The 22,017-nt window shown below is 70.1% G+C and carries 14 protein-coding genes; 7 read left to right on the top strand and 7 right to left on the bottom strand.

All coding sequences use genetic code 11. The features are described 5' to 3' along the window. Positions 1–134: 134 nt before the first annotated feature. The 4 genes from ACIQPR_RS43345 to ACIQPR_RS43330 all read left to right on the top strand — a co-directional run bounded on the left by ACIQPR_RS43345 (position 135) and on the right by ACIQPR_RS43330 (position 4,780). Complete coding sequence (locus tag ACIQPR_RS43345) at positions 135–2,054, top strand: hypothetical protein (RefSeq protein ID WP_403661220.1); 1,920 nt, start codon at positions 135–137, stop codon at positions 2,052–2,054. Between the two features lie 69 nt (positions 2,055–2,123). Next, positions 2,124–2,993, top strand: coding sequence for a metal-dependent hydrolase (locus ACIQPR_RS43340; protein ID WP_403661217.1), 870 nt, complete (start codon positions 2,124–2,126; stop codon positions 2,991–2,993). After that, positions 2,993–4,021 carry a PDR/VanB family oxidoreductase gene (locus tag ACIQPR_RS43335; RefSeq protein ID WP_403661214.1) on the top strand — a complete coding sequence of 343 codons (1,029 nt, stop codon included), beginning with the start codon at positions 2,993–2,995 and terminating at the stop codon, positions 4,019–4,021. The genes ACIQPR_RS43340 and ACIQPR_RS43335 overlap by 1 nt, the downstream gene beginning before the upstream one ends. Before the next feature lie 69 nt (positions 4,022–4,090). After that, on the top strand, positions 4,091–4,780 hold the full coding sequence (locus tag ACIQPR_RS43330) for a TetR/AcrR family transcriptional regulator (RefSeq protein WP_403661211.1): 690 nt from the start codon (positions 4,091–4,093) through the stop codon (positions 4,778–4,780). 13 nt (positions 4,781–4,793) lie between these two features. Here ACIQPR_RS43330 and ACIQPR_RS43325 read toward each other — a convergent pair whose 3' ends face one another. The 3 genes from ACIQPR_RS43325 to pulA all read right to left on the bottom strand — a co-directional run bounded on the left by ACIQPR_RS43325 (position 4,794) and on the right by pulA (position 12,288). Further along, the gene (locus ACIQPR_RS43325; protein ID WP_403661208.1) at positions 4,794–5,150 is read right to left on the bottom strand and encodes a 5-carboxymethyl-2-hydroxymuconate Delta-isomerase; all 357 of its coding nucleotides are present in this window, start codon (positions 5,148–5,150) and stop codon (positions 4,794–4,796) included. A gap of 34 nt (positions 5,151–5,184) precedes the next feature. Next, complete coding sequence (locus tag ACIQPR_RS43320; protein WP_403661205.1) at positions 5,185–6,804, bottom strand: SpoIIE family protein phosphatase; 1,620 nt, start codon at positions 6,802–6,804, stop codon at positions 5,185–5,187. Positions 6,805–6,882: 78 nt separating this feature from the next. Beyond that, entirely contained in the window at positions 6,883–12,288 is a 5,406-nt protein-coding gene (pulA, locus tag ACIQPR_RS43315) for a pullulanase-type alpha-1,6-glucosidase (RefSeq protein WP_403661202.1), read from the bottom strand. Between the two features lie 191 nt (positions 12,289–12,479). Here pulA and ACIQPR_RS43310 point away from each other — a divergent pair, with 191 nt between their 5' ends. Both ACIQPR_RS43310 and ACIQPR_RS43305 read left to right on the top strand, forming a co-directional pair. Further along, positions 12,480–14,555: a carbohydrate-binding module family 20 domain-containing protein gene (locus ACIQPR_RS43310; RefSeq protein ID WP_403661199.1), complete on the top strand. Its 2,076-nt coding sequence runs from the start codon at positions 12,480–12,482 to the stop codon at positions 14,553–14,555. Between the two features lie 141 nt (positions 14,556–14,696). After that, positions 14,697–15,284, top strand: a complete 588-nt coding sequence (locus ACIQPR_RS43305) for a DUF4232 domain-containing protein (protein ID WP_403661196.1) — start codon at positions 14,697–14,699, stop codon at positions 15,282–15,284. Positions 15,285–15,402: 118 nt separating this feature from the next. Here ACIQPR_RS43305 and ACIQPR_RS43300 read toward each other — a convergent pair whose 3' ends face one another. From ACIQPR_RS43300 to ACIQPR_RS43285, 4 genes are all read right to left on the bottom strand, one after another. Then, positions 15,403–17,085 carry a glycoside hydrolase family 13 protein gene (locus ACIQPR_RS43300; protein ID WP_403661193.1) on the bottom strand — a complete coding sequence of 561 codons (1,683 nt, stop codon included), beginning with the start codon at positions 17,083–17,085 and terminating at the stop codon, positions 15,403–15,405. Between the two features lie 154 nt (positions 17,086–17,239). Continuing rightward, the gene (locus tag ACIQPR_RS43295; RefSeq protein WP_403661190.1) at positions 17,240–18,112 is read right to left on the bottom strand and encodes a sugar ABC transporter permease; all 873 of its coding nucleotides are present in this window, start codon (positions 18,110–18,112) and stop codon (positions 17,240–17,242) included. A 13-nt stretch (positions 18,113–18,125) separates the two neighbouring features. Next, entirely contained in the window at positions 18,126–19,130 is a 1,005-nt protein-coding gene (locus ACIQPR_RS43290; protein ID WP_403661187.1) for a carbohydrate ABC transporter permease, read from the bottom strand. A 111-nt stretch (positions 19,131–19,241) separates the two neighbouring features. Further along, positions 19,242–20,516: an extracellular solute-binding protein gene (locus ACIQPR_RS43285; RefSeq protein ID WP_403661184.1), complete on the bottom strand. Its 1,275-nt coding sequence runs from the start codon at positions 20,514–20,516 to the stop codon at positions 19,242–19,244. A 361-nt stretch (positions 20,517–20,877) separates the two neighbouring features. On the opposite strand from ACIQPR_RS43285, the gene ACIQPR_RS43280 reads away from it, so the two are divergent. Next, positions 20,878–21,912 carry a LacI family DNA-binding transcriptional regulator gene (locus tag ACIQPR_RS43280; protein ID WP_403661181.1) on the top strand — a complete coding sequence of 345 codons (1,035 nt, stop codon included), beginning with the start codon at positions 20,878–20,880 and terminating at the stop codon, positions 21,910–21,912. Positions 21,913–22,017: the final 105 nt, after the last annotated feature.

The raw sequence follows: 22,017 nt of genomic DNA, 5'->3' as shown, positions 1-22,017 counted from the left end.
TCAGCAGCATGCCGCAGCGGGCCCCGCCGAGGGGCCTTCTCCTTCGATACGGACACAACGGGCCCGGCACTCAAATCCACGGTGAGTCACCCGGGTGGCGGTGACCAACCCACGATTCGCTCGTTTTGCTGAACGTGCAGTCACAGGATGTCGCGGGGCGCCCCGCAGCCTCACCCACCGCCCCGGTCGTCGACGTCGAGCAGGCCGAGGCCGCGCTCGTCGAGCACTATCCACGGCTGGTCCGGCTCGCCTATCTGGTGCTCCCGCCGAGCCTGGGCCGCAACCGGCGCGTCCTGACCGCGCACGCCCTCGCCCAGCGCGCCCTGCCCAGGGGCCGCGGGTCGGCGTCCGCGATCCCGGCCCAGTCGACCGGCCGGGACGGCGACCCCGGTTACGCGTTCGTCCGGCTCCACGTGGTGCGTACGGCGCTGGAGGCCGGCCTTCCGCTGTCGTTCCGGGCCTGGCCCAAACGTTCCCAACTCCCGCCGCTGCTCCCCCAGGTGTGGGGTCTGCGGCTGTTCCCGCGTTCGGGCGGCGCCGACGAACTCGCCCTGGACCAGCGGCTGTCGGCCCTGTCGGGCCCGGCCCGCGCGGTGTACGCGCTGCGCGGCCTGGAGCAGCTGCCGGACGGCGATGTACGCCGGGTGCTGGCGGCGGCCGGGGTCGAGGAGGTGGACGCGGCGCTGCGCGAGGCCGACGCGGCGCCCGCGCGGTATCCGCTGCTCGACTCCCCCGAGTTCGACCCCTGTTCGCTGCACGCCCGGCCGACCGATCTGATGCGCCGCCGTCAGCACGGCAGGGCCGCGCTCGCCGCCGCGGCGGCCGTCGCGGTGTGCGGTGCGCTGCTCGCGCTGCCGGGTGGCGGCTGGGGTCCGGACGGTGCCGCCGCACCCGCGTACGCGCGGAACCCGGCGGCCCAGGCAGCCCTGGATCCGGGCAGGTTGACGAGGGTGGTACCCACCGCCTGGGAGTCCGCCACACGCAAGGACTTCTCCGTCTGGCCGGCCCGCGGCGACCTCACGAAGGACACCGCCCTGCTGCGCCGCGCCCTCGCCGTCTGGGCCCGCCCCGGCGAGTCCGTCCAGGTCTCGGCGACCCCCGGCACCCCCTCCGGCGGCCCGGCCGGACCGCCCCAGCTCCTGTACGCGGGAACGGTCGACAACGCCCGCGTGGTGATCCTCTACGACGGTCTGCGCATCGCCCGCTACGCCGAGCCGAAGGACGGCACGAAGGGCGCGGCGCTGGACTTCGCGCGGGTTGACGGCGCGACCGGCACCGAGGCGAACGCGGTGGTGCTGGACCGGGCCGACGGCAACGTCCGTTATCTGACGGCCCCTTGGGTGCGGAAGGTGGCCGAGCGAGACCTGCTGAAGCCGAGCGCCGGTGCCCTGCCCATGACGCTCACCGACGGCATCACCTCGCCGCTGGCCTCCCCCGCGCAGCAGACCGGCGCGTGCACGTCGTGGAACGTGCTCCAGCTGACCGACGACACCGGCACCCGGCTGGTGAGCGACCTCGGCGAGCTGGTCCCGGCGCATCTGACCGCCGGGCGGCCCGGCTCGCCGCACGAGGTGTCGGGGGCGGCGACGCAGCACACCTGGGGGCCCTTCGCCTGTTCGCTCGGCGCGATGCGCTCGCTGGGCGTGCGCTCGGTGAACGCCTGGCAGTTCGCCGAGCAGCCGCTGCCCGGCGGGGGCGGTACGGCGGAGTGGGTGTGCACCCGGGCGGAGACCTGGCGGGGCGGCGGCGAGCGGGTGCTGGCCCAGTTCCACACGCCGGGCGGGACGTTCGGCGCGGTCGCCGCGAAGGCGCAGGACGTGGCGGCGTGCGGGGCGCGTGAGCCGCAGGTGCTGGCCGGGGTGCTGTGGAAGGCGGCGGCGGGCGACTGGTATCTGCTGGCCGCGGGCGGCAAGGACACGCGGTCGGTGCGGGCGACGGGCGGGGTGAGCGGCTCGGCGCAGGGCCCGCTGCTCGCGGTGCGGACCCGGCAGGGCGCCCAGGCCGAGCTGAACGCCACGCTGGCCGACGGCGGGACGATCACCGGCCTCCGCTAGCTGACACTGGTGTCAACAAGTACCGGCAGAAGGGTTCCGCCGCGAGCTACCCGTCAGTACATTGACGCCATGTCCAACAAGCAGCCGCTCAAGGCCCGCAAGGTGTCCTTCTCCTGGGAGGGCACCCCGCTGCACTGGGTGCCAGGCGATCCGTTCACCACGCACACGATCAACGTGCTGCATCTGCTGCTGCCCGCCGGCGAGCGGTGGTTCGTGCACGTCTACCGGCAGGTGCTGCCCCTCATCCGGGACGAGAAGCTGCGCGAGGACGTGATCGGGTTCATCGGGCAGGAGGCGATGCACTCCCAGGCCCACGACGAAGTCCTCCCGCACCTACGGGAGTTGGGCCTCGACCCGACCCCGTACACCGCGCAGGTCGACTGGTTCTTCGAGAAGCTGCTCGGTGACCGCACGCTGCCCCCGGGCCGGGCCCGGCAGTGGTGGCTGCTGGAGCGGGTCGCCACCATCGCGGCCATCGAGCACTACACCGCGTTCCTCGGCGACTGGGTGCTCAACGCCGAGGAGCTGGACCGGCGCGGCGCCGATCCGACCATGCTGGACCTGCTGCGCTGGCACGGCGCCGAGGAGGTCGAGCACCGGTCCGTGGCCTTCGACCTCTTCATGCACGTCGACGGCAGCTACCGGCGGCGCGCCCGCACCTGGGCCACCGCGTTCGCCGCCCTGATGTTCCTGTGGCAGCGCGGCGCCCGCTTCTTCATGGCGAACGACCCGACCCTGGTCGACCGCCGCGCGAGCTTCAAGGACTTCTACGTCGCCGGCAGGCGCGGCACCCTCCCCGCGACCGGCGACATGCTCAGGTCCATACCCCGCTATCTGAGCCGCGCCTACCACCCCTCGCAGGAGGGCAGCACCGAGCAGGCCGTCGCCTATCTGGCCTCCTCGCCCGCGGCCCTGGCCGCCGAGAAGAGGGCGGAGTAGTGCCGAAGCCGCTCACCGTCGTGGCGCTGGCCGGTGCCGCGCTGCTGACCCGGCGCGCGCTGCGGCGCCGGGTGCGGGTCTCCCCGCTGTGGCCGCTGCCCGCGCTGGACCCGCCGACCTCCGGCCGGCCGCGCTCCCGGGCCCTGCGGCTGCGGGTCGCCGCGAAGGAGACGGTCGCCGACGGCGTCGTGGAACTGCGCCTGGAAGGCCGGGACCTGCCGGGCTGGGAGCCGGGGGCGCACCTCGATCTGGTGCTGCCTTCGGGGTTGGTGCGGCAGTACTCGCTGTGCGGGGACCCGGCGGACCGCTCCTCGTACACGGTCGCCACGCGGCTGGTGGAGGACGGGCGGGGCGGGTCCCGCGAGGTGCACGAACAGGTCGGGGTGGGCACGGAGTTGGAGGTGCGGGGGCCGCGCAACAGGTTCCCGCTCGTCGCGGCGCCCGCCTATGTCTTCGTGGCCGGCGGCATCGGCATCACGCCCGTCCTGCCGATGCTGCGGGCGCTGCCCGAGGACGCCGACTGGCGGCTGCTGTACGCCGGGCGGACCCGGGAGTCGATGCCGTTCCTGGCGGAGATCGAGGAGTTCGGCGCGGACCGGGTGCGGGTGGTGACCGGACTCCCGGATCTGGACGGGGAGTTGGCGGACGTACCGGAGGGCGCCGTCGTCTACTGCTGTGGGCCGCAGGGGTTGATGGCGGCCGTCGAGGAGCGCTTTCCGCAGGTGCGCCTCGAACGGTTCGCGCCCCAGGGCGCGTCGGGCGGCGACACCGCCTTCGAGCTCGAACTCCGGCGCAGCGGGCGGACGTTGACGGTGCCCGCCGACTCCACCGTGCTCGCCGCCGTCCGCGCGGAGCTGCCGAACACCCTCTACTCCTGCGAGCAGGGTTTCTGCGGCACCTGCCAACAGCGGGTGCTGGAAGGGGAGGTGGAGCACCGGGACGAGTTGCTGACCGACGCGGAGCGGGCCGACTCGATGCTGATCTGCGTGTCCAGGGCCCGAAGTGTGCGCCTGGTGTTGGATCTGTGATGGGGTGATGTGAGCAACCCTGGTCGGTCCGGTCCGTTCGGGGCCGGATCAGATCGGTAAGGTGTTCGCATGAGTACCGGGGTTCGCCGCAGGATGGGAGTCGAGGAACGGCGACAGCAGTTGATCGGCGTCGCTCTCGACCTGTTCAGCAATCGCTCGCCCGACGAGGTCTCCATCGACGAGATAGCCGCCGCCGCGGGCATCTCGCGACCACTCGTCTACCACTACTTCCCCGGCAAACTCAGCCTGTACGAGGCCGCGTTGCAGCGTGCCTCGGACGATCTCGCCGACCGGTTCGTGATCGCCGAGGAAGGCTCGCTGGGCGGCCGGCTGCTGCGTGTGATGGGCCGGTTCTTCGACTTCGTGGACGACCACGGGCCGGGTTTCGCGGCGCTGATGCGCGGCGGTCCGGCGTTCGGCTCCTCCACCACCAACGCGCTCGTGGACGGCGTGCGGCAGACCGCGTACCTCCACATCCTCTCCCATATGAAGGTCGAACAGCCGCCCGCCCGGCTGGAGTTGATGATCCGTTCGTGGATCTCGCTGGTGGAGTCGACGGCCCTGATCTGGCTGGACGGCCGGCGTATCCCGCGCGCCGACCTGGAGCGCCAGCTCGTGCACGACTTCGGGGCCCTGGCGGCGGTGAGCGCGGCCTACGACGACGAACTGGCCGCGCTGCTGCGCGAATCCCTCAGGAACGAGCCGGGCGACGGGCCGTTCACCGACCTCGTCGTCCGGCTCGTCGCCCTGGCGTCGTAGCGCCGGACACTGCCTAGCGCTCGAACTTCCGGTAGGACGCGTCGAGTTCGCGCACCTCGGCGGAGGCGTGCAGCACGGAGCCGTCCTCGTCGATGTACTCGCGCAGGAGTTCCAGGACCTTCTCGGTCAGCTTCGCCTTGGTCTCCTCGGTGCGGCCGGCGAGCAGACCGAGGGTGACGTGCACGACGGTGTGTCCCAGCTCGTCCAGCCCCTCGTACCCGAAGGCCGTGTACTCGGCCGGGCGGAACTGGGTCTTGCACGCCTCCGGCTTCGCCGCGGCGATCTCGACCACCGCCTGGTGCAGGGCGCGGGCGAAGCCGTCCTGGTCGAAGGAGATCGTGTGCGAGTGGTCGACGGTGATCTGCGGCATGGGCTTCCCCTGTTGTTCTCGGCCGATTACGGGCTCACCCTAGCCGCAGCGCCAGCATCGCGATGTCGTCCTCCCGGTCCACGCCGAAACAGTCCAGCAGGGTGTCGCACAGGGCGTCCAGGCCGGGCAGCGCGCCGGAGGCGGCGGCGCGCAGGTGTTCCATGGAGGCCGCGATGTCCGTGCCCCGGGTCTCGATGAGGCCGTCGGTGATCATCAGGAGCCGGTCGGTGGGCTCCAGGAACAGTTCGGTGGGCGGCGGGTGGGACAGACCCACGCCGAGCAGCGGGCCCGCCGCCTTGGCGTAGTCCGCGGTGCCGGCGTCCCGGACGATCAGCGGCGGGATGTGGCCCGAGTTGGAGATGAGGGTGCGCCCGGTGCCGGGTTCGACGAGGGCCAGGCACATGGTGGCCGTGGTCTCGGGGTGGTAGTGCCGCAGCATCCGGTCCAGCCGCTCGGCGAGCACGCTCGGGTCGCTCTCCTCGACGCAGTAGGCGCGCAGCGCGTGCCGCATCTCCACCATGACGGTGGCCGCCTCCAGCGAGTGCCCGACGACGTCGCCGACCGCGAAGAGCACTCCCCCGCCGGCCCGCAGCACGGCGTAGAAGTCGCCGCCGATCTCGGCGTCCCGGGAGGCGGGCACATAGCGGACGGCGGCGTGGACGCCCCGGACTTCGGGCAGCTTGTCCGGTTTGGGCAGGAAGCTGCGCTGGAGGGTGAGGGCGACGTTCCGTTCGACCTGGTACATGAGGAGCGGCTCGGCGGCGAGCGCGGTGGCCTGGGCGAGCTGTGCCAGCAGCGCCTCGGCCTCGGGGCCCACCCGGCGCAGCCCCCGGGTGGGAGCGGCGAGGCAGACCGGGGCGCGGCCCTCCTGGGTGAGGACCACCGCCAGCCGGGCGTCGTGCTCCACCCCGGGCCGGAAGTAGCCGGTGGGCCACAGCGGCGCGGGCACGGTGGTGATCTGGACCCCCGACTGCCCCTGGGAGAGCCGTCGCAGCAGCCGGGCCACGGCCCGGTCGGCGCCGGGTTCCGGCAGCGCGACGGAGGTGCGCTCGCGGGGCAGGCCGCGGTACAGCTGGTCGTCCCGGTCCAGCACGAACACGGCGGCGGGGGTGTTGGTGAGGCGGGCGGTGCCGTCGGCGGCGACCTCGACGAGTTCCTGGAGGGAGCGCGCCGCCTGGATGGTGACGATCATCTCCGACAGCAGGGTCAGCCGCTTCACGAGCGCCTGGTCGTCGGCCCGCAGCCGGGCGGCCCGGACCGCGGCCCGGACGGCCGCCTCGATCTCCTCGGGCTCGGCGGGCACGGTCAGATAGGCCTCGTCGCCCGCGTCGAGCGCCGGGCAGCGGTCGCTCGGCGGGACGGCGAGCGCGGAGACGTGCACGACCGGCAGGCCCGCCATGCGCGGCCGTTCCTTGAGCAGCCGGCAGAGTTCGAACCCGCTCATGTCCGGCAGGTGCACGTCGATCAGCGCCACATCGGGCAGATTCCCCTTGCGCAGCCGCACGTCGAGTTCGGTGAGCGCCTCGCCGCCGCTGCCGACCGCGAGAACCCGATGACCGGCCCGGCTCAGCACGCTCTCGACCGCGAACCGGCTCGCGGGCTCGTCGTCCACGAGCAGCACGGTCGCGTGCGTCAGCTTGCCATTGACGTCCATTTGTCAGCCCTGGCCCTTTGACACACCGGTGGGGGCGAGCCGAATGCGCGCGGCCCGCCCCCCTACGGTAATGCGCTTTCAGGGTGTTCGGGTGAATACGGCCACGGTACGTTCCGGAACCACGAAGGTGCCCGTCGCCTTCCGGTACGAAGCGGACTTCACCACGGTGTCCGCGCCCGCCGCCTGCACCGGGTGCAGCCGGTAGCCGGTACCGGCCAGCGCGCGCACCGTCTGCTCCTGCCCGCTCGGCGTCGCGTTGAACACGACCACGAGATCACCGAGTTCCATGGTGATCACCCCGGGCGTCTCGTCCGTCCCGGACAGCGGGAACGACAGCTTCGCCTGCACCTGCCCGGCGGTGCCGAGCGAGAAGACCCCCTCCGTGGTCCGGATCCGCAGCAGGTCCTGGTACGCGGCCGAGGCCCCCTCGATCTGCCCGCAGCCGACCTTCACCGACGTCAACAGGCCTTTCGCGTACGGCCACTTGGCCGCGTTGTCGGCCGCCGTCGGCAGCCCCCGCCCGAAGCCGTTGCCGTCCGCGCAGTTCCAGTGGATCGCGTTGAACCAGTCGCCGCTGTCGAAGGAGTTGCGGTCCAGTGACTTGGAGCGCAGCAGGTCGGTACCGGCCTGGGAGAGGGACGGCCCCTGCGAGAGGGCGGCGGTGGCCATCGCGAGGACCTGCGCCCTGGCCCGGTCGGCGGCGCTCGTCCCGGCGGGCAGCTTGTACGTCAGCGCGTCGAACAGCGACTCGTTGTCGTGCGCGTCGACATAGGCGAGGGCGTCGCCGGGCGCGTCCGCGTAGCCGGCGGGCGTGCCGTTGTAGTCGACCTCGGCGCCGGTGACGTCCTTCCCGTCCGTGTCGGTGAAGCGGTACGCGGCGAGGTTGCCGCTCAGGCCGACCTTGATGAGGTCCTGGTAGTGCAGGAGGCGCGCCTTCTGCTCGGCCGAAGTGCCGTTCGCCGTCGAGGAGTTGGGGTCGGTGTACAGCCCGGACGCGAAGCCCTGCACGCCCGGGTCCGCGTCGAAGGGGCTGCCGCCGCGCACCGCGTCGCGGGCCCGGTCGGAGAAGGTGGCGATGCCCGTGCCGGCCATGTTCTTCTGCGTGGCCTGCACGAAACGGGCGTCGTCGGCGACCTCGCCGAAGTTCCAGCCCTCGCCGTACATGATGATCTTCTTGCCGTCGACGCCGTCCTTCGCGGGCGTCAGCGCGTCGAGGGCCTTGCGCACGGCCAGGATGTTGGCCTTCGGCTGGTGTCCCATGAGGTCGAAGCGGAAGCCGTCGACCTTGTACTCCTTGGCCCAGGTGACCACGGAGTCGACGACGAGCTTGCCCATCATGGCGTTCTCGGTCGCCGTGTTGGCGCAGCACGTGGAGGTGGCCACGCTGCCGTCGGCCAGCAGCCGCTGGTAGTAGCCCGGCACGATCTTGTCGAGGACCGAGTGGTCCGCCTGGCCGCTGGCCGCCGTGTGGTTGTAGACCACGTCCATGACGACCCGCAGGCCGTCCTCGTTCAGCGACTTGACCATCTTGCGGAACTCGACGGTACGGCCGGTGCCGTCCGGATCGGTCGCGTACGAGCCCTCCGGAACGGTGAAGTGGTACGGGTCGTAGCCCCAGTTGTAGGCGTCCTTCGCGGCGACGGCCGCCACGCAGGCCTGCTGCTGCTCGGAGTCGGCCGGGTAGGAGGCGAGGTCGCAGTCGGTGGTGGACTGCTCGGACTTCTTCTCGGGGATGGTGGCGATGTCGAAGGCGGGCAGCAGATGCACGTACGAGGTCCCGGCCGCGGCCAGCTCCCGCAGATGCTTCGAGCCGTCGCTGTTCCGGTCGGTGAAGGCGAGATACGTCCCCCGGTCGCCGGCCGGGACCGTGCGGTCGGCGACGGAGAAGTCCCGGATGTGCAGCTCCTGGATCTCGGCGTCCTTCAGCGGCACCGCCTTCGGCTTCTTCAGGCTCGACCAGCCTTGTGGGGCGAGGGACTTGTCGGCGAGGTCGACGACGAGGCTGCGCTCGGAGTCGGCGGTGAGGGCTAGCGAGTAGGGGTCGGTGACCTGGTTGGTGACAAGCTTCCGGACGGTGGGCGCCCACACCTTCACGACGTACCGGTACGGCTTGTTCTTCCAGGAGGCCGGGCCGCTGACGGACCAGACGCCGGTGCGGGCGTCCCGGCTCATCGGCTTGAGCGAGCCGTCGAGGTCGAGGGACACGTGCTGCGCCGTCGGCGCCCAGACGGCCAGCGTGGGACGGCCCTTGTGGAACATCGGACCGAGTTCGGCCTTGGTCGCGGCGGCGTACACATCGTCCAGGACACCCGCGATCTGGACCCCGGTCGCCGCCAACACGGCCCCGTTGACGGCCCGTTGGGAGGCGACCAGCTGACCGGTCAGGGAGGCTGTGACGCGGTCGCGGTCACGCGGGTCGACGGACCAGGCCGTGTAGTCCTTCAGATAGGGGAACGCGGCCTTCTGCGCGTCGGTGAGCGTGGTCTTCGACAGGCGCAGCCAGCGCTCGTCGTCGCTCGTCAGGGTGCCGTCCTTCACGGCGATCGATCCGTCGTGGGAGTACAGGAGTTGGGTGGAGGCCGCCGCGTCGGAGCCGTTCCAGGCGACCGTGTTCCGGTCGATCCAGACCGCCTTGGAGGTGGTCAGGTCGAGGGCCCCCGCACTGCCCGCGGGCTGCGGCAGGAGGTGCTTCTCCTGGCCGTCGAGCAGCCACACCTCGTAGCCGTCGGTCTTCAGGTCGAGCGACTGGTCGGCGGGGAGGTCCTTCTGGTCGCCCTTGTGGAGGATGTAACTGAGGCTGGTGGCACCGGAGTCGAGCGGTACCTCGAAGACGGCGCCGTAGGCGTCGGTCCGTACCGGCTGGAGCGGACTCGACCAGTCGGTGGGGTTCGCGGCCCCCGTCCACACGTGCAGCCCCCAGCCGGTGTAGTCGCCGTCCGCCCGGTGGTAGTGGATGACGGCCTTCGCGGTGTCCTGCGCCGGGTAGTCGGGCCGCTCGGTCTGTACGGCCTCCTTGCCCTGCTCGATCCACACCTCGCCGGTCTTGGAGACGTCGATCGAACGGTCGGCGGAGACGTCCTTGTCGCCGTCCTTGTCGATCACCAGGAAGCCGACGTTCGTCGCCCCGGGCTTCAACTTGACGTAGGCGAAGGCCCCGTAGGCGTCCCGCCCGACGAAGGGGTGGCTGGTCGGCCAGGTGGTCGCCTCGCCGTCCGCGAGGTCGCCCCAGGCGTACAGGCCCCAGTTGTCGTAGTCGCCGTCGGCGCGCTTGTAGTGGACGACCGCGTAGTCGCGGGAGGAGGCGGTGGGGATCTCCGCGGCGGGCGGGGTGCCGGAGGTGGAGGCGGCGGTCGCGCTCGCCGTGCGTCCGGTGGAGTCGACCACAACCGCCTTGTACCGCAGGGCTGTTCCGGGCGTCACGTCCTTGCCGATGGTCTGGGTGACCTTGTACGGGGCGTGGTCGGCCGAACCCAGCGTCCGCCACTGGCCGTTGCCGGTCTGGGCGGCGAAGACGACCCGGTTGAGCTGACCGCCGGTGACGTCGGCGCTCAGTTCGACGGTGCCGGTCGCGCCGGCGTCCGGGGCCTTGAGGGTGATCGTGGGCTTGCTGACCGGCTTGGCGAGGACACCGGCCGCCTTGAGGACGATCGCCGCACCGGCGGGCACGGTGACCGTCACCTTGTTGTCGGCGCCGCTCGTCGCGGTGGCCGAAGTGCCGTAGATCCCGCGGTACTTCATGTCCGGGGAACCGGTCGTGAAGGTCGCGGTCCTCGCGGTGTCGGCGTTGTTGAGGGCGACGACGTACTCGGCGCCGCCGCCGGTGCGGGTGAAGGCGTAGACACCGGCGCCGTCGGCCGCGTAGCGCTCGGTCTGCACGCCGTCGGTGAGCGCCGGGTTGTCCTTGCGCAGCTTGGAGAGGGCGGCGATGTCCTTGTACAGCGGGGCGGTCGGGTCGTAGGAGTCGTCGGCGGCCGTGCGGTCGGTGCCGATCTCGTCGTCGTCGAGGTAGTCGGCGATCTTCGAGGCGAACATCGGCTGGCGGGCGTCCTTGTCGCCGCCGGAGCCGGTGAAGCCCTGTTCGTCGCCGTAGTAGACGACGGGGTTGCCCCGGCTGAGGAACATCAGCTCGTTGGCGAGCCTGTCCTTGGCGAGGAGTTGGGCGTCGGTGGCCTTCGGGTTGTCCTGGTCGAGGAAGTAGCCGATGCGGCCCATGTCGTGGTTGCCGAGGAAGGTGACCTGCTCGTAGGCGTTCGCCTTGTCGGTCGTGTACTTGTAGTCGTCGCCGAAGACGCTCGCGAGCCGCTGCGCGCTGCCGCCCTGGGAGGCGTAGGCGCGGGCCGCGTCCTGGAAGGGGAAGTCGAGGGTGGCGTCGAGGCGGCCCTGGGTGACGTAGGGCGAGGTGACGGAGGTGTCGGCGGAGTAGACCTCGCCGAACATGAAGAAGTTCTTCCGGCCGTGCCGGGCCGCGTACTTGTCGAGGGCCGTCGCCCACTGGGTCCAGAAGTCCATGTCGACGTGTTTGACGGTGTCGATGCGGAAGCCGTCGACGTCGAAGTCGCGGACCCACTTCTCGTAGATCTTCTCCATGCCGCTGACGACCTCGGGGCGTTCGGTCCACAGGTCGTCGAGGCCGGAGAAGTCGCCGTAGGTGGCGTTCTCGCCGACGTAGGTCGAGTCGCCGCGATTGTGGTACATCGTCGGGTCGTTGAGCCAGGCCGGGACCTTCAGGTCCTTCTTGTCGGCGGGGACGGTCGGGGTCTTCGGGAAGGACGCGGTGGAGACGGCGGGGAAGGTCTTGTTCCCGTCCGCGTAGTCGGCGTCGTCGAAGGGCCGCCCGTCCTTGGTCAGGTACGGGAAGGCGCCCTTGGAGAGGTAGTCGTAGGACTTGCCCTCGTAGTCGACGACGTCGGCGGTGTGGTTGGTGATGACGTCGAAGAAGACCTTCATGCCCTTGGCGTGCGCCTTGGAGATGAGGGTCGCGAGGTCCTTGTTGGTGCCGAAGTGCGGGTCGACCTGGGTGAAGTCCGTGATCCAGTAGCCGTGGTAGCCGGCGGAGGCGTCGCTCCCGGTGCCCTGCACGGGCTGGTTCTTGAAGATCGGGGCCATCCAGATGGCGGTGGTGCCCAGGCCCTTGATGTAGTCGAGCCTCTTCGTCAGGCCCTTGAGGTCGCCGCCCTGGTAGAAGCCCTTGTCGGTGGGGTCGTAGCCGGTGCTGAGCCGTGAACCGGTCAGCCCGCCGCGGTCGTTGGAGGTGTCGCCGTTGGCGAAGCGGTCCGGCATCACGAAGTAGAACTGCTCGCGGGTGTCGTCGTGCCGGGCGGGCGTCGACGCCAGCTTCGCGTCGGACGGGGGCGCGGGCGGGGCCGCCGCGTGGGCGACGAGGGGCTGCACGAAGGCCGCGACGAGCGCTGCGGCGACCACACCCGCGACTCGTCCTCGTAGCGCGGTGCGGCGTGTGCGGGACGCCGGCCATCTCGGTATCACAGGCGTGAACTCCTCGCGATTACGGCTCAGTTCGGGTCCGACCCCGGCGAGACCGTATCGCCGACGCAAGGGTTGCAGCAAGACATCTGAAAGTCACAGAAAGAATTTTCAACGGCAACCTTGACGTGCCCTTCTCAACTGGCCCACGCTCACCAGTTGTTGAAACCCGAATCCCCCCTTCGGAGCCGCAGATGAGCAGATACCGATCGTCGGGAGGCGTCAGGCGCCTGGTCGGCGCCGCAGCCGCCGGTGCCCTGGCCCTCGCGGGAGCCGTCGCCCTCCCCGCGACCACCGCCCACGCCGACACCACCGCCAAGGGCGACGTCATCGCCAACCTCTGGGAATGGAACTGGAACTCCATCGCCTCGGAGTGCACGAACGTACTGGGCCCGGCCGGTTACGGCGCGGTCCAGGTGGCACCGCCGTCCGAGTCGCTGAAGCAGACCAACTACTACTGGTGGGACGTCTACCAGCCGTACTCGTACGACCTGGACAGCCGCTTCGGGACGGCGGCCCAGTTCGCGTCGATGATCACCGCGTGCCACACGGCGGGCGTCAAGGTCTACACGGACGCGGTGATCAACCACACCGCCGCGCAGACCGGCACCGGCTACAACGGCACCACGATCACCAACAAGTACGACACCCCGGACTGGAACCCGAGCGACTACCACACCTCCGCCGACTGCCCCACCTCCGACCTGACCATCCAGGACTACTCGAACCTCACCCAGGTCCAGAACTGCGAACTCCTGGGCCTGCCCGACCTCAAGACCGGTGCGGACAACGTCCGTTCGGGCCTCGCCGCGTTCCTCAACAAGCAGATCGCGCTGGGCGTGGACGGCTTCCGCGTCGACTCGGCCAAGCACATCCCGGCCACCGACATGGCGGCGATCGTCGCCAAGCTGAACACCACGACGTCCGGTGCGGCGCCGTACGTCTTCGACGAGGTCTACCCGGGCTCGACCCCGCAGCCCAGCGACTACTACGGCTCCGGCGACGTCCTCGACTTCACGTACGCGAGCAAGATGAAGTCGGCGTTCCAGGGCAATGTGAGCGACCTGTCCTCGCTGGAGAGCAGCGGCATCCTCCCGGCCGCCAACTCGGTGTCGTTCGTGACCAATCACGACACCGAGCGCAACGGCCTCGACATGAGCTACAAGGACGGCGACAGCTACAAGCTGGCCAACCTCTTCGAGCTGGCCTACAAGTGGTCGACGCCGACCATCTACTCCAGCTGGCAGTGGACGCAGAGCGACCAGGCCCCGCCGAACTCGGGCGGCTTCGTCACCGACACGGACTGCTCCGGCAGTTGGAACTGCCTCGACCGTGACACGGCGGTCGTCGGCATGGTGGCCTGGCACAACGCGGCGGGCAGCGCGGCCGTCTCCAACTGGTCGACCAAGTCGTCCTCCGTCATCGGCTTCGGCCGCAGCGGCGCGGGCTTCTTCGCCGTCAACAACGGTTCCAGCGCGGCCACTTACACCTTCGCGACGGGGATGGCCGACGGCACGTACGCGAACGTCATCGACGGCGGGGCCAGCACGGTGACGGTCTCCGGCGGGAACGCGTCGATCACCGTCCCGGCGAAGGACGCGGTCGCCTTCTTCAACGCCGACTACACCTGCACGGTCGGCTGCGACGGGGGCTCGGGCGGCGGCGGTTCGTCCGGTTCCACGGTGACCGCCACGTTCAACGAGTACGCCTCCACCACGTCCGGCACGAACGTCTACGTCGTCGGCTCCATCGACGCGCTGGGCGGCTGGGACACGTCGAAGGCGGTCGCGCTGTCGTCGTCCGGATACCCGGTCTGGTCCGGGGCGGTGAGCGTGCCGACCAGCACGTCCTTCACGTACAAGTACATCAAGAAGGACGCGTCCGGAAACGTCACCTGGGAGTCCAACGCCAACAGGTCGGCCACGACGGTGAGTTCGGCGGTCTCGCTGAACAACTCCTGGAACGTGGCGGACGCGGACGCCACCGACGTCACCTTCAACGAGACGGCGACCACCACCCTCGGCACGAACGTCTACGTCGTCGGCTCGGTCGCCTCGCTCGGCTCCTGGAACACGAGCGACGCGATCCCGCTGTCCTCGGCGTCGTACCCGACCTGGAGCAAGCTGGTCATCGTCCCCAAGAGCACGGCCTTCACGTACAAGTACATCAAGAAGGACAGCTCCGGGACCGTGACCTGGGAGTCCGGCACCAACCGCTCGTACACGACGGGCACCTCGTCGGGCTACACGACGAGTGACACCTGGAAGTAGCGGAGCGGCCCGGCCCCCGTCGAAGATCGCGGCACCGATCTTCGACGGGGGCCGTTTTCTCCGAACTTTTCCGCCGCGTCACGCATCGCACTGTTTGCAGGGCGACAGCCGACCACACAGCGCGAGCGGAGTACCGTCACCATGAGCGACCACCGGAACACCACCGACCCGACCGCCACCACCGGGCACCCCGGCCGCCGCAGGGCTGGCCGCGCCGTGCTCGCCGCGACCGCCGTGGCGGCCCTGGGCCTCTCCGTGGCGGGCACCGCGCAGGCCGCGAGCCCGGCCGCGAAGGCCACGCCGACCTGCTCCGCCGCCGCCCTGAAGGCCACCTTCGGCCGCGGGCTCGCCGGCGGGATGAACCACCAGGGTGTCGTCATCACCCTGCGCAACCTCAGCGGCCGGACCTGCGCGCTGCGCGGCTACCCCGGGCTGGGGCTGGAGAACTCCGCGCACAAGAAGCTCACGACCCGCACGACCTGGGGCGACACCTGGTACGCGCACGACCCCGGCAAGAAGACCCTCACCCTCAAGGACGGCCAGAGCGCGGAGGCCGTCGTCTCCTGGACCCATGCCAACACCGGCACCTCGGGCGCGGTGCGCGCCTCCTACCTGGAGATCACCCCGCCCGCGTCCACCCGGCACAAGACGCTGGCCTTCCCCCAGTGGGTCGACCACGGCGACCTGTCCGTCACCGCGCTCGCCAGGCACATCACCGTCACCCCCTGACGGATCGACCCTCCCCCTCTGAAGGCTCTTGCTGAAACTCGATGGAACCTTGCGGTGCCGGACGGCGAAGGCCCGCCGCCCCGAAGGACGGCGGGCCGGGTGAAGCGGCCGAACGAACTCACGGGGTGGTCGTCCACCAGACCGTCGTGTCGGCGGGCAGCTTCGCCTCGCCGTCCGCCTCGGCCACCTCACCACTGGCGAGCAGCAGACGGCCGTACGCCGGGGTCGTCACCGACTCCCCGCCGGTGTTCGCGACACACACGAACTCCCCGCGCCGAAAGGCGAGTACGCCCTCCGGCGCGCGCAGCCACTCGACGGAGTCACCCGCGCCGAGGTCGGGCTGCGTGCGGCGGGCGGCGAGCGCGGCCCGGTACAGCTCCAGCGTGGAGCCGGCCGTCCCCGTCTGCGCCTCGATGCTCAACTCGCCCCAGCCGTCCGGCTGCGGCAGCCAACTCCCGCCGTTCCCGAAGCCGTACGACGATCCGGTGCGGGTCCACGGGATCGGCACCCGGCATCCGTCGCGGAAGCCGTCCTGGCCCGCGCCGCGGAAGTAGGCGGGGTCCTGGCGGACTTCGTCGGACAGGTCCACGACGTCCGGCAGGCCGAGTTCCTCGCCCTGGTAGACGTAGGCGGAGCCGGGCAGCGCCAGCATCAGCAGGGTGGCCGCGCGGGCCCGGCGCAGGCCGAGTTCCCGGTCACCGGCGGTGCGGATCTGGGTGCCGAGGCCGGGCGGGTTGGCGAAGCGGGTGGCGTGCCGGGTGACGTCGTGGTTGGACAGCACCCAGGTCGCGGGGGCGCCGACCGGGCGCATGGCCTCCAGGGTGCGGTCGACGACCGCACGCAGCTCCTCGGCGTCCCAATCGGTCGACAGGTACTGGAAGTTGAAGGCCTGGTGGAGTTCGTCCGGGCGGACGTAGTTCGCCGTCCGCTCGACCGTCGGCGTCCAGGCCTCGGCGACGAAGATGCGCTCGCCCGCGTACTCGTCGAGCACGGTGCGCCACTGGCGGTAGATGGCGTGCACGCCGTCCTGGTCGAAGAAGGGCATGACATCGTTGCCCAGCAGCTTGAGCTGGTCGTGCGAGCCGAGGTCGGGCAGGCCCGCCGCCTTCACCAGCCCGTGGGCGACGTCGATCCGGAAACCGTCGACGCCGATGTCGAGCCAGAAGCGCAGGACGGACCTGAACTCGTCGCCCACCGCCGGGTGTTCCCAGTTGAAGTCGGGCTGCTCGGGGGCGAAGAGGTGCAGGTACCACTCCCCCGCCGAGCCGTCCGGTTCGGTGACCCGGGTCCAGGCCGGGCCGCCGAAGATGGACTCCCAGTCGTTGGGCGGGAGTTCGCCGTGCTCGCCCTTGCCGGGGCGGAAGTGATAGCGCTCCCGCAGCGGCGAGCCGGGGCCTTCGCGCAGCGCCCGCTTGAACCACTCGTGCTGGTCCGAGGAGTGGTTGGGGACGAGGTCGACGATGACACGCAGGCCGAGACCGTGGGCGTCGCGGATCAGCGCGTCGGCGTCGAGCAGGTTGCCGAACATCGGGTCCACGGCCCGGTAGTCGGCGACGTCGTAGCCGGCGTCCGCCTGCGGGGAGGCGTAGAACGGGCTGAGCCAGACGGCGTCGACGCCGAGGTCGCGCAGATACGGGAGGCGGGAGCGTACGCCCTCCAGATCGCCCATGCCGTCGCCGTTGCTGTCGGCGAAGCTGCGCGGATAGACCTGGTAGATCACCGCGTCCCGCCACCAGTCGCTGCGCTTGGCTTTGGCGGGGGTTTTCGGTGCCGGGGCGATGGCCGAGTGGTGCTGGGTCATGGCGTCCTTGGTACGAGTTGGTGGCGAGGCGGCCGTGTTGTCAGCGGGGTCGGATGGACAACACGGCCGCCTCGGGTCCTTTGTTGGGTGCGGGCCGGTGGGGGCTGAGCGCGCAGTTCCCCGCGCCCCTTTGGGGCGCCCAGGAACCGGTGTTCTAGCCCTTCGTGCCACCCGCTGTGAGGCCGGTGACCAGGTTCTTCTGTACGAGATAGAAGAACGCGGCCACGGGTATCGCGATCAGCACCGCCGTCGCGGCCATCAGGTTGCGTTGCGCGTCGTGCTCGCTCACGAACGTCTGGAGGCCGACCGCGAACGTGTACTTCGTGTCGGACAGCATGAACGTGGACGCGAACGCGACCTCGCCGAAGGCCGTGAGGAAGCTGTAGAACGCGGCGACCGCGAGGCCCGGCTTGGCGAGCGGCAGGATCAGTCGCGCGAACGTGCCGAAGGGGTTCAGCCCGTCGACGCGTCCGGCCTCGTCGATCTCGAACGGGATCGTGTCGAAGTAGCCCTTGAGCAGCCATGCGCAGTACGGCACCGCCGTCGAGCAGTAGACGAGGATGAGACCAAGGTAGCTGTCGATGAGCTGGAGATCCGCCAGAATCTGGTACATCGGCACGATGAGTACCGCTATCGGGAACATCTGGGTGACCAGCAGCACCCACATGAACTTCCGGTAGCCGGGGAAGCGCATGCGCGAGACGGCGTAGCCGGTGCTGGCGGCGATGGTCACGCCGATCACCGTGGTGCCGAGCGAGACGATCAGCGAGCTCTTCAGCCAGTCGAAGAACTCGGTGTGCCGCAGGACGAACGAGTAGTTGCCGAGCGTCATCTTCCGCCAGATGCCGGCCGGGTGGAGGTAGTCGTCCGAGTCCGGGCCCAGCGAGAGGAAGACCAGCCAGGCGATCGGGAAGAGCGCGATCAGGCTCGCGACGATCAGGACGCCGTGCGTGGCGAAGGAGCCGGTGCGGCTCAACTCGCCCCGGCGGCGCGCCCGCTGGGGCGGCGTGTCGGTCGTGCTGCTCATGGGGGCTCCTGTCTCAGATCGCGAGCTGCTGGTCGTTGCGGTTGAGCCAGCGGCGGTAGAAGGAGGTGAAGACGATCAGGATGGCCAGCAGCAGGATGCCGTAGGCCGCCGACTGGGCGAAGTCACGCGGCTGTTGGCCGAAGCCGAGGTAGTACGACCAGGTGACGAGGATCGAGGCGTCGGGGGCCGTGTTGCCGAACAGCAGGAAGATCACGGCGAACTGGTTGAACGTCCAGATGACGCCGAGGAGTACGACGGTGGAGCTGACCGACCTCAGGCCCGGGAGGGTGACGTAGCGGAAGCGCTGCCAGGGGTTCGCGCCGTCCATCTCGGCGGCCTCGTAGAGCGAGGCGTCGATGGACTGGAGTCCGCCGAGCATGGAGACCATCATGAACGGCACACCGCACCAGGTGTTGACCATGATCGCGGCGGTCCGCTGCCAGAACGTGCTTTCCAGCCAGTCGGGTTGGGGCAGGTGCAGGGTGTGCAGCGCGGTGTTGATGATGCCGCCGTCGGCGAGCATGAACCGCCAGCCGAACACGGTGACGAAGGTGGGGACGGCCCACGGCAGGATCAGGATCAGCCGGTACAGGGTGCGTCCGCGCAGCTTCTGGTTGAGCAGCAGGGCGAGGGCCAGGCCGATCGTGTAGTGCAGGGTGACGCAGATCGCGGTCCAGACGATCGTCCAGATGAAGTGCGACCAGAAGCGGTCGTAGGACGTCGGGCCGAACAGGATGTCCTTGTAGTTGTCGAGCCCGATGAACTTGTAGGTGGCGTCGATGTGGTTGACGCCGATCGTGCGCGCGGTGTTGAGGCTGTTGGCGTCGGTGAGCGTCAGGTAGAGGCCGTACACCAGGGGGTAGAGCACGAGGACGCCGAGCACGACGACCACTGGGATGATCATCGCGTAGGCGTACCAGTGCTTCTGGTAGCCGGACTTGAGGCGCTGGCCCGGCCCGGGTCGGGGTGCGCGGTCACCGTGGCGCTTGCCGGTCGCGCGGTCGATGGCGACTGTCATGGTTCGTTCGACACCTTCTGGAAGGTCAGGAGTTGGGCCGGTGTGCCGGCCGGCGGCCGTCGGATCCGTCCCCCGCGCTCGCGGGCCGGTGGATCCGACGACCGCTCGGGGCTACTTGCTGAAGTCCGGGACCAGCTTCTGGATCGCGAGTTCGGCGTTGCTCAGGCCCTTGTCGAGGGACTCCTTGCCGCCGGCGATCTTGGGCAGTTCGGTGTCCAGCGGGCCCCACAGCGAGCTGTACTCGGCGAGCGCCGGGCGCGGCTGGGCGACGCCGAGGACGCTCTGGAAGCCGGCGATGCCCGGGTCGGCCTTGACGGCTGCGGTGTAGGCGTCGTCGCGGGTCGGCAGCGTCGAGTTCTTCAGCGCGATGGTCGACTGGGAGGCGGCGGAGGTCATGAAGTTGACGAACTTCAGGGCCGCCTTCTGGTGCGCGGAGTCCGAGCCGGCGTAGACCGAGAGGTTGTGGCCGCCGGTGGGGGCGCCGGACTTGCCGGTGGAGCCGGCCGGGATCTGGGCGATGCCGAGGTTGGACTTGTCCTTGAAGGCCGAGCCCTTGTAGAAGTTCGTGATCTCCCAGGGGCCCTGGATGATCGCGGCGACCTGGCCGTTGACGAACGCGTCCTGGATGTGGGCGTAGGCGTCGGCGGTGGTGTCGGCCTTGTGCAGGCCCTGGCCGGAGAAGAGGCTGAGCCAGGTGCCGTAGGCCTTCTTGGCGGCGGCGGAGTCCACGGTGATCTTCTTGGCGGTGGCGTCGACGGTGTCGGTGCCCTCGCCGTAGAGGAAGGTCTGCGCGTAGTAGGCCTGGGTGGAGCCCCAGTAGCCGTACACGTTCTCCTTGGCGTCGATCTTGAAGGCGTCGGCCTTCAACTCGTCCCAGGTAGTGGGCGGTTGGGTGATCCCGGCCTTCGCGAAGATCGCCTTGTTGTAGACGAGGGCGAGGGTGTCGGTGACCAGCGGCACGCCGTAGGTCTTGCCGTCGTACTGGGCCTGCGTGATGAGGTTCGGCTTGAACTTGGCCTGGTCGGCGAGGGCTTCGGTGCCGTCCAGCGGCAGGAAGTAGCCCTTCTTCGCGAAGGCGGGGGTCCAGCCGACCTCCGAACGCAGCACGTCCGGGGCGCCCTTGGAGCCGGCGGCGGTGTCGAACTTGTTCTGCGCCTGGTCGAAGGGCACGTTGACGTACTTGACCTTGATGTTCTTGTTGGCGGCCTCGAACTTGGCGACGAGGGCCTTGTACGTCGGTGCCTCATTGGTGGCGTTGGAGGTGTCCCACCAGGTGATGGTGACCGGCCCGTCCGCCTTGCCGCTGCCACTGTCACTGCCGCCGCAGGCCGTCGCCGCGAGGACGAGGGACGCCACCAGCGCGGTGGCCGCTATGCCACGCCGCATGAGTTCTCCTTGAGGGTGAAAGCCCGTGTGCCGCAGGGGGCGGGCCCGTCCGCCGCCCCTGTGACTCGCCGACCGCTCCTTCGCCGCCGCCGGGCGTCGCCGAACGTAACAGCGATGCAAGCATCGCGAAAGTCCTTGCTGCAAAAAACTGCAAGATGGCCGGAGAGTTACCCGGTCGTGACCTCTTCTCGATCCGGGTGAAACCGAGTATTGATGCGGCTCAGCGGGCGATGAGACACTTGTGCAAGACTCTGCAAGCTCTTGCCGCATGTCGTATGCCGACCAGAAGCCCACCAGAACACGAGGGATCGCGATGACGCAGCAACCCGCAGCGCGCCGACGGCCGGTACAGTCCACTCCCGTGACCACACGGCTCGCCGACATCGCCGCCCAGGCCGGGGTGAGCGAGGCGACCGTCAGCCGCGTCCTGAACGGCAAGCCGGGTGTCGCCGCCACCACCCGCCAGTCCGTCCTCGCCGCGCTCGACGTGCTCGGCTACGAGCGTCCGGTACGGCTGCGGCAGCGCAGCGAGGGTCTGGTCGGTCTCATCACGCCGGAGCTGGAGAACCCGATATTCCCGGCGCTGGCGCAGGTCATCGGGCAGGCGCTGACCCGGCAGGGCTACACCCCGGTGCTGGCCACGCAGACCCCGGGCGGGTCGACGGAGGACGAGCTGACCGAGATGCTCGTCGACCGCGGGGTCGCGGGCATCATCTTCGTCTCCGGACTGCACGCCGACACCTCCGCGGACATGCAGCGCTACGAGCAACTGCGGGCGCAGGGCGTGCCGTTCGTGCTCGTGGACGGCTTCTCGCCGAAGGTGCAGGCGCCGTTCATCTCGCCGGACGACCGCGCGGCGATGACCCTCGCGGTCACCCACCTCGTCTCCCTCGGGCACACCCGGATCGGTCTGGCGCTGGGCCCCCGGCGCTTCGTGCCCGTGCAACGCAAGATCGAGGGCTTCGTCCGCGCGATGCAGGACCAACTGGCCCTGACCGCCGAGGACGTGGAGACCCGGCTGGTCCAGCACTCGCTGTACACGCTGGAGGGCGGGCAGGCCGCCGCCGCGGCGCTGATCGACCGCGACTGCACGGCGATCGTGTGCGCGAGCGACATGATGGCGCTCGGCGCGATACGGGCGGCCCGGCAGCGGGGTCTGGAGGTGCCCCGGGACGTCTCGGTGGTGGGCTTCGACGACTCCCCGCTGATCGCGTTCACCGACCCGCCGCTGACCACGATCCGCAAGCCGGTGCCGGCGATGGGCCAGGCCGCGGTGCGTACGTTGCTGGAGGAGATCGGCGGGACGCCCGCACCGCACAGTGAGTTCGTGTTCATGCCGGAACTGGTGGTACGGGGTTCAACGGCTTCGGCGCCCGGGGAACGGAATCGTCCCTAAGGGGGAGAAAACGCGGCGGCGCGCAGTGCGCTGGTAGTAGTACGGGGACTCTTCTCGCCGTAGAACATGCGAGCCGGACCCGACCAGGGGATGATCGGTCGCGGA

It is taken from the genome of Streptomyces sp. NPDC091280, assembly GCF_044768565.1.
Taxonomy (GTDB): Bacteria; Actinomycetota; Actinomycetes; order Streptomycetales; family Streptomycetaceae; genus Streptomyces.
The sequence above is the reverse complement of the archived record's forward strand: the minus strand, read 5'-3'. Positions and strand labels throughout refer to the sequence as shown.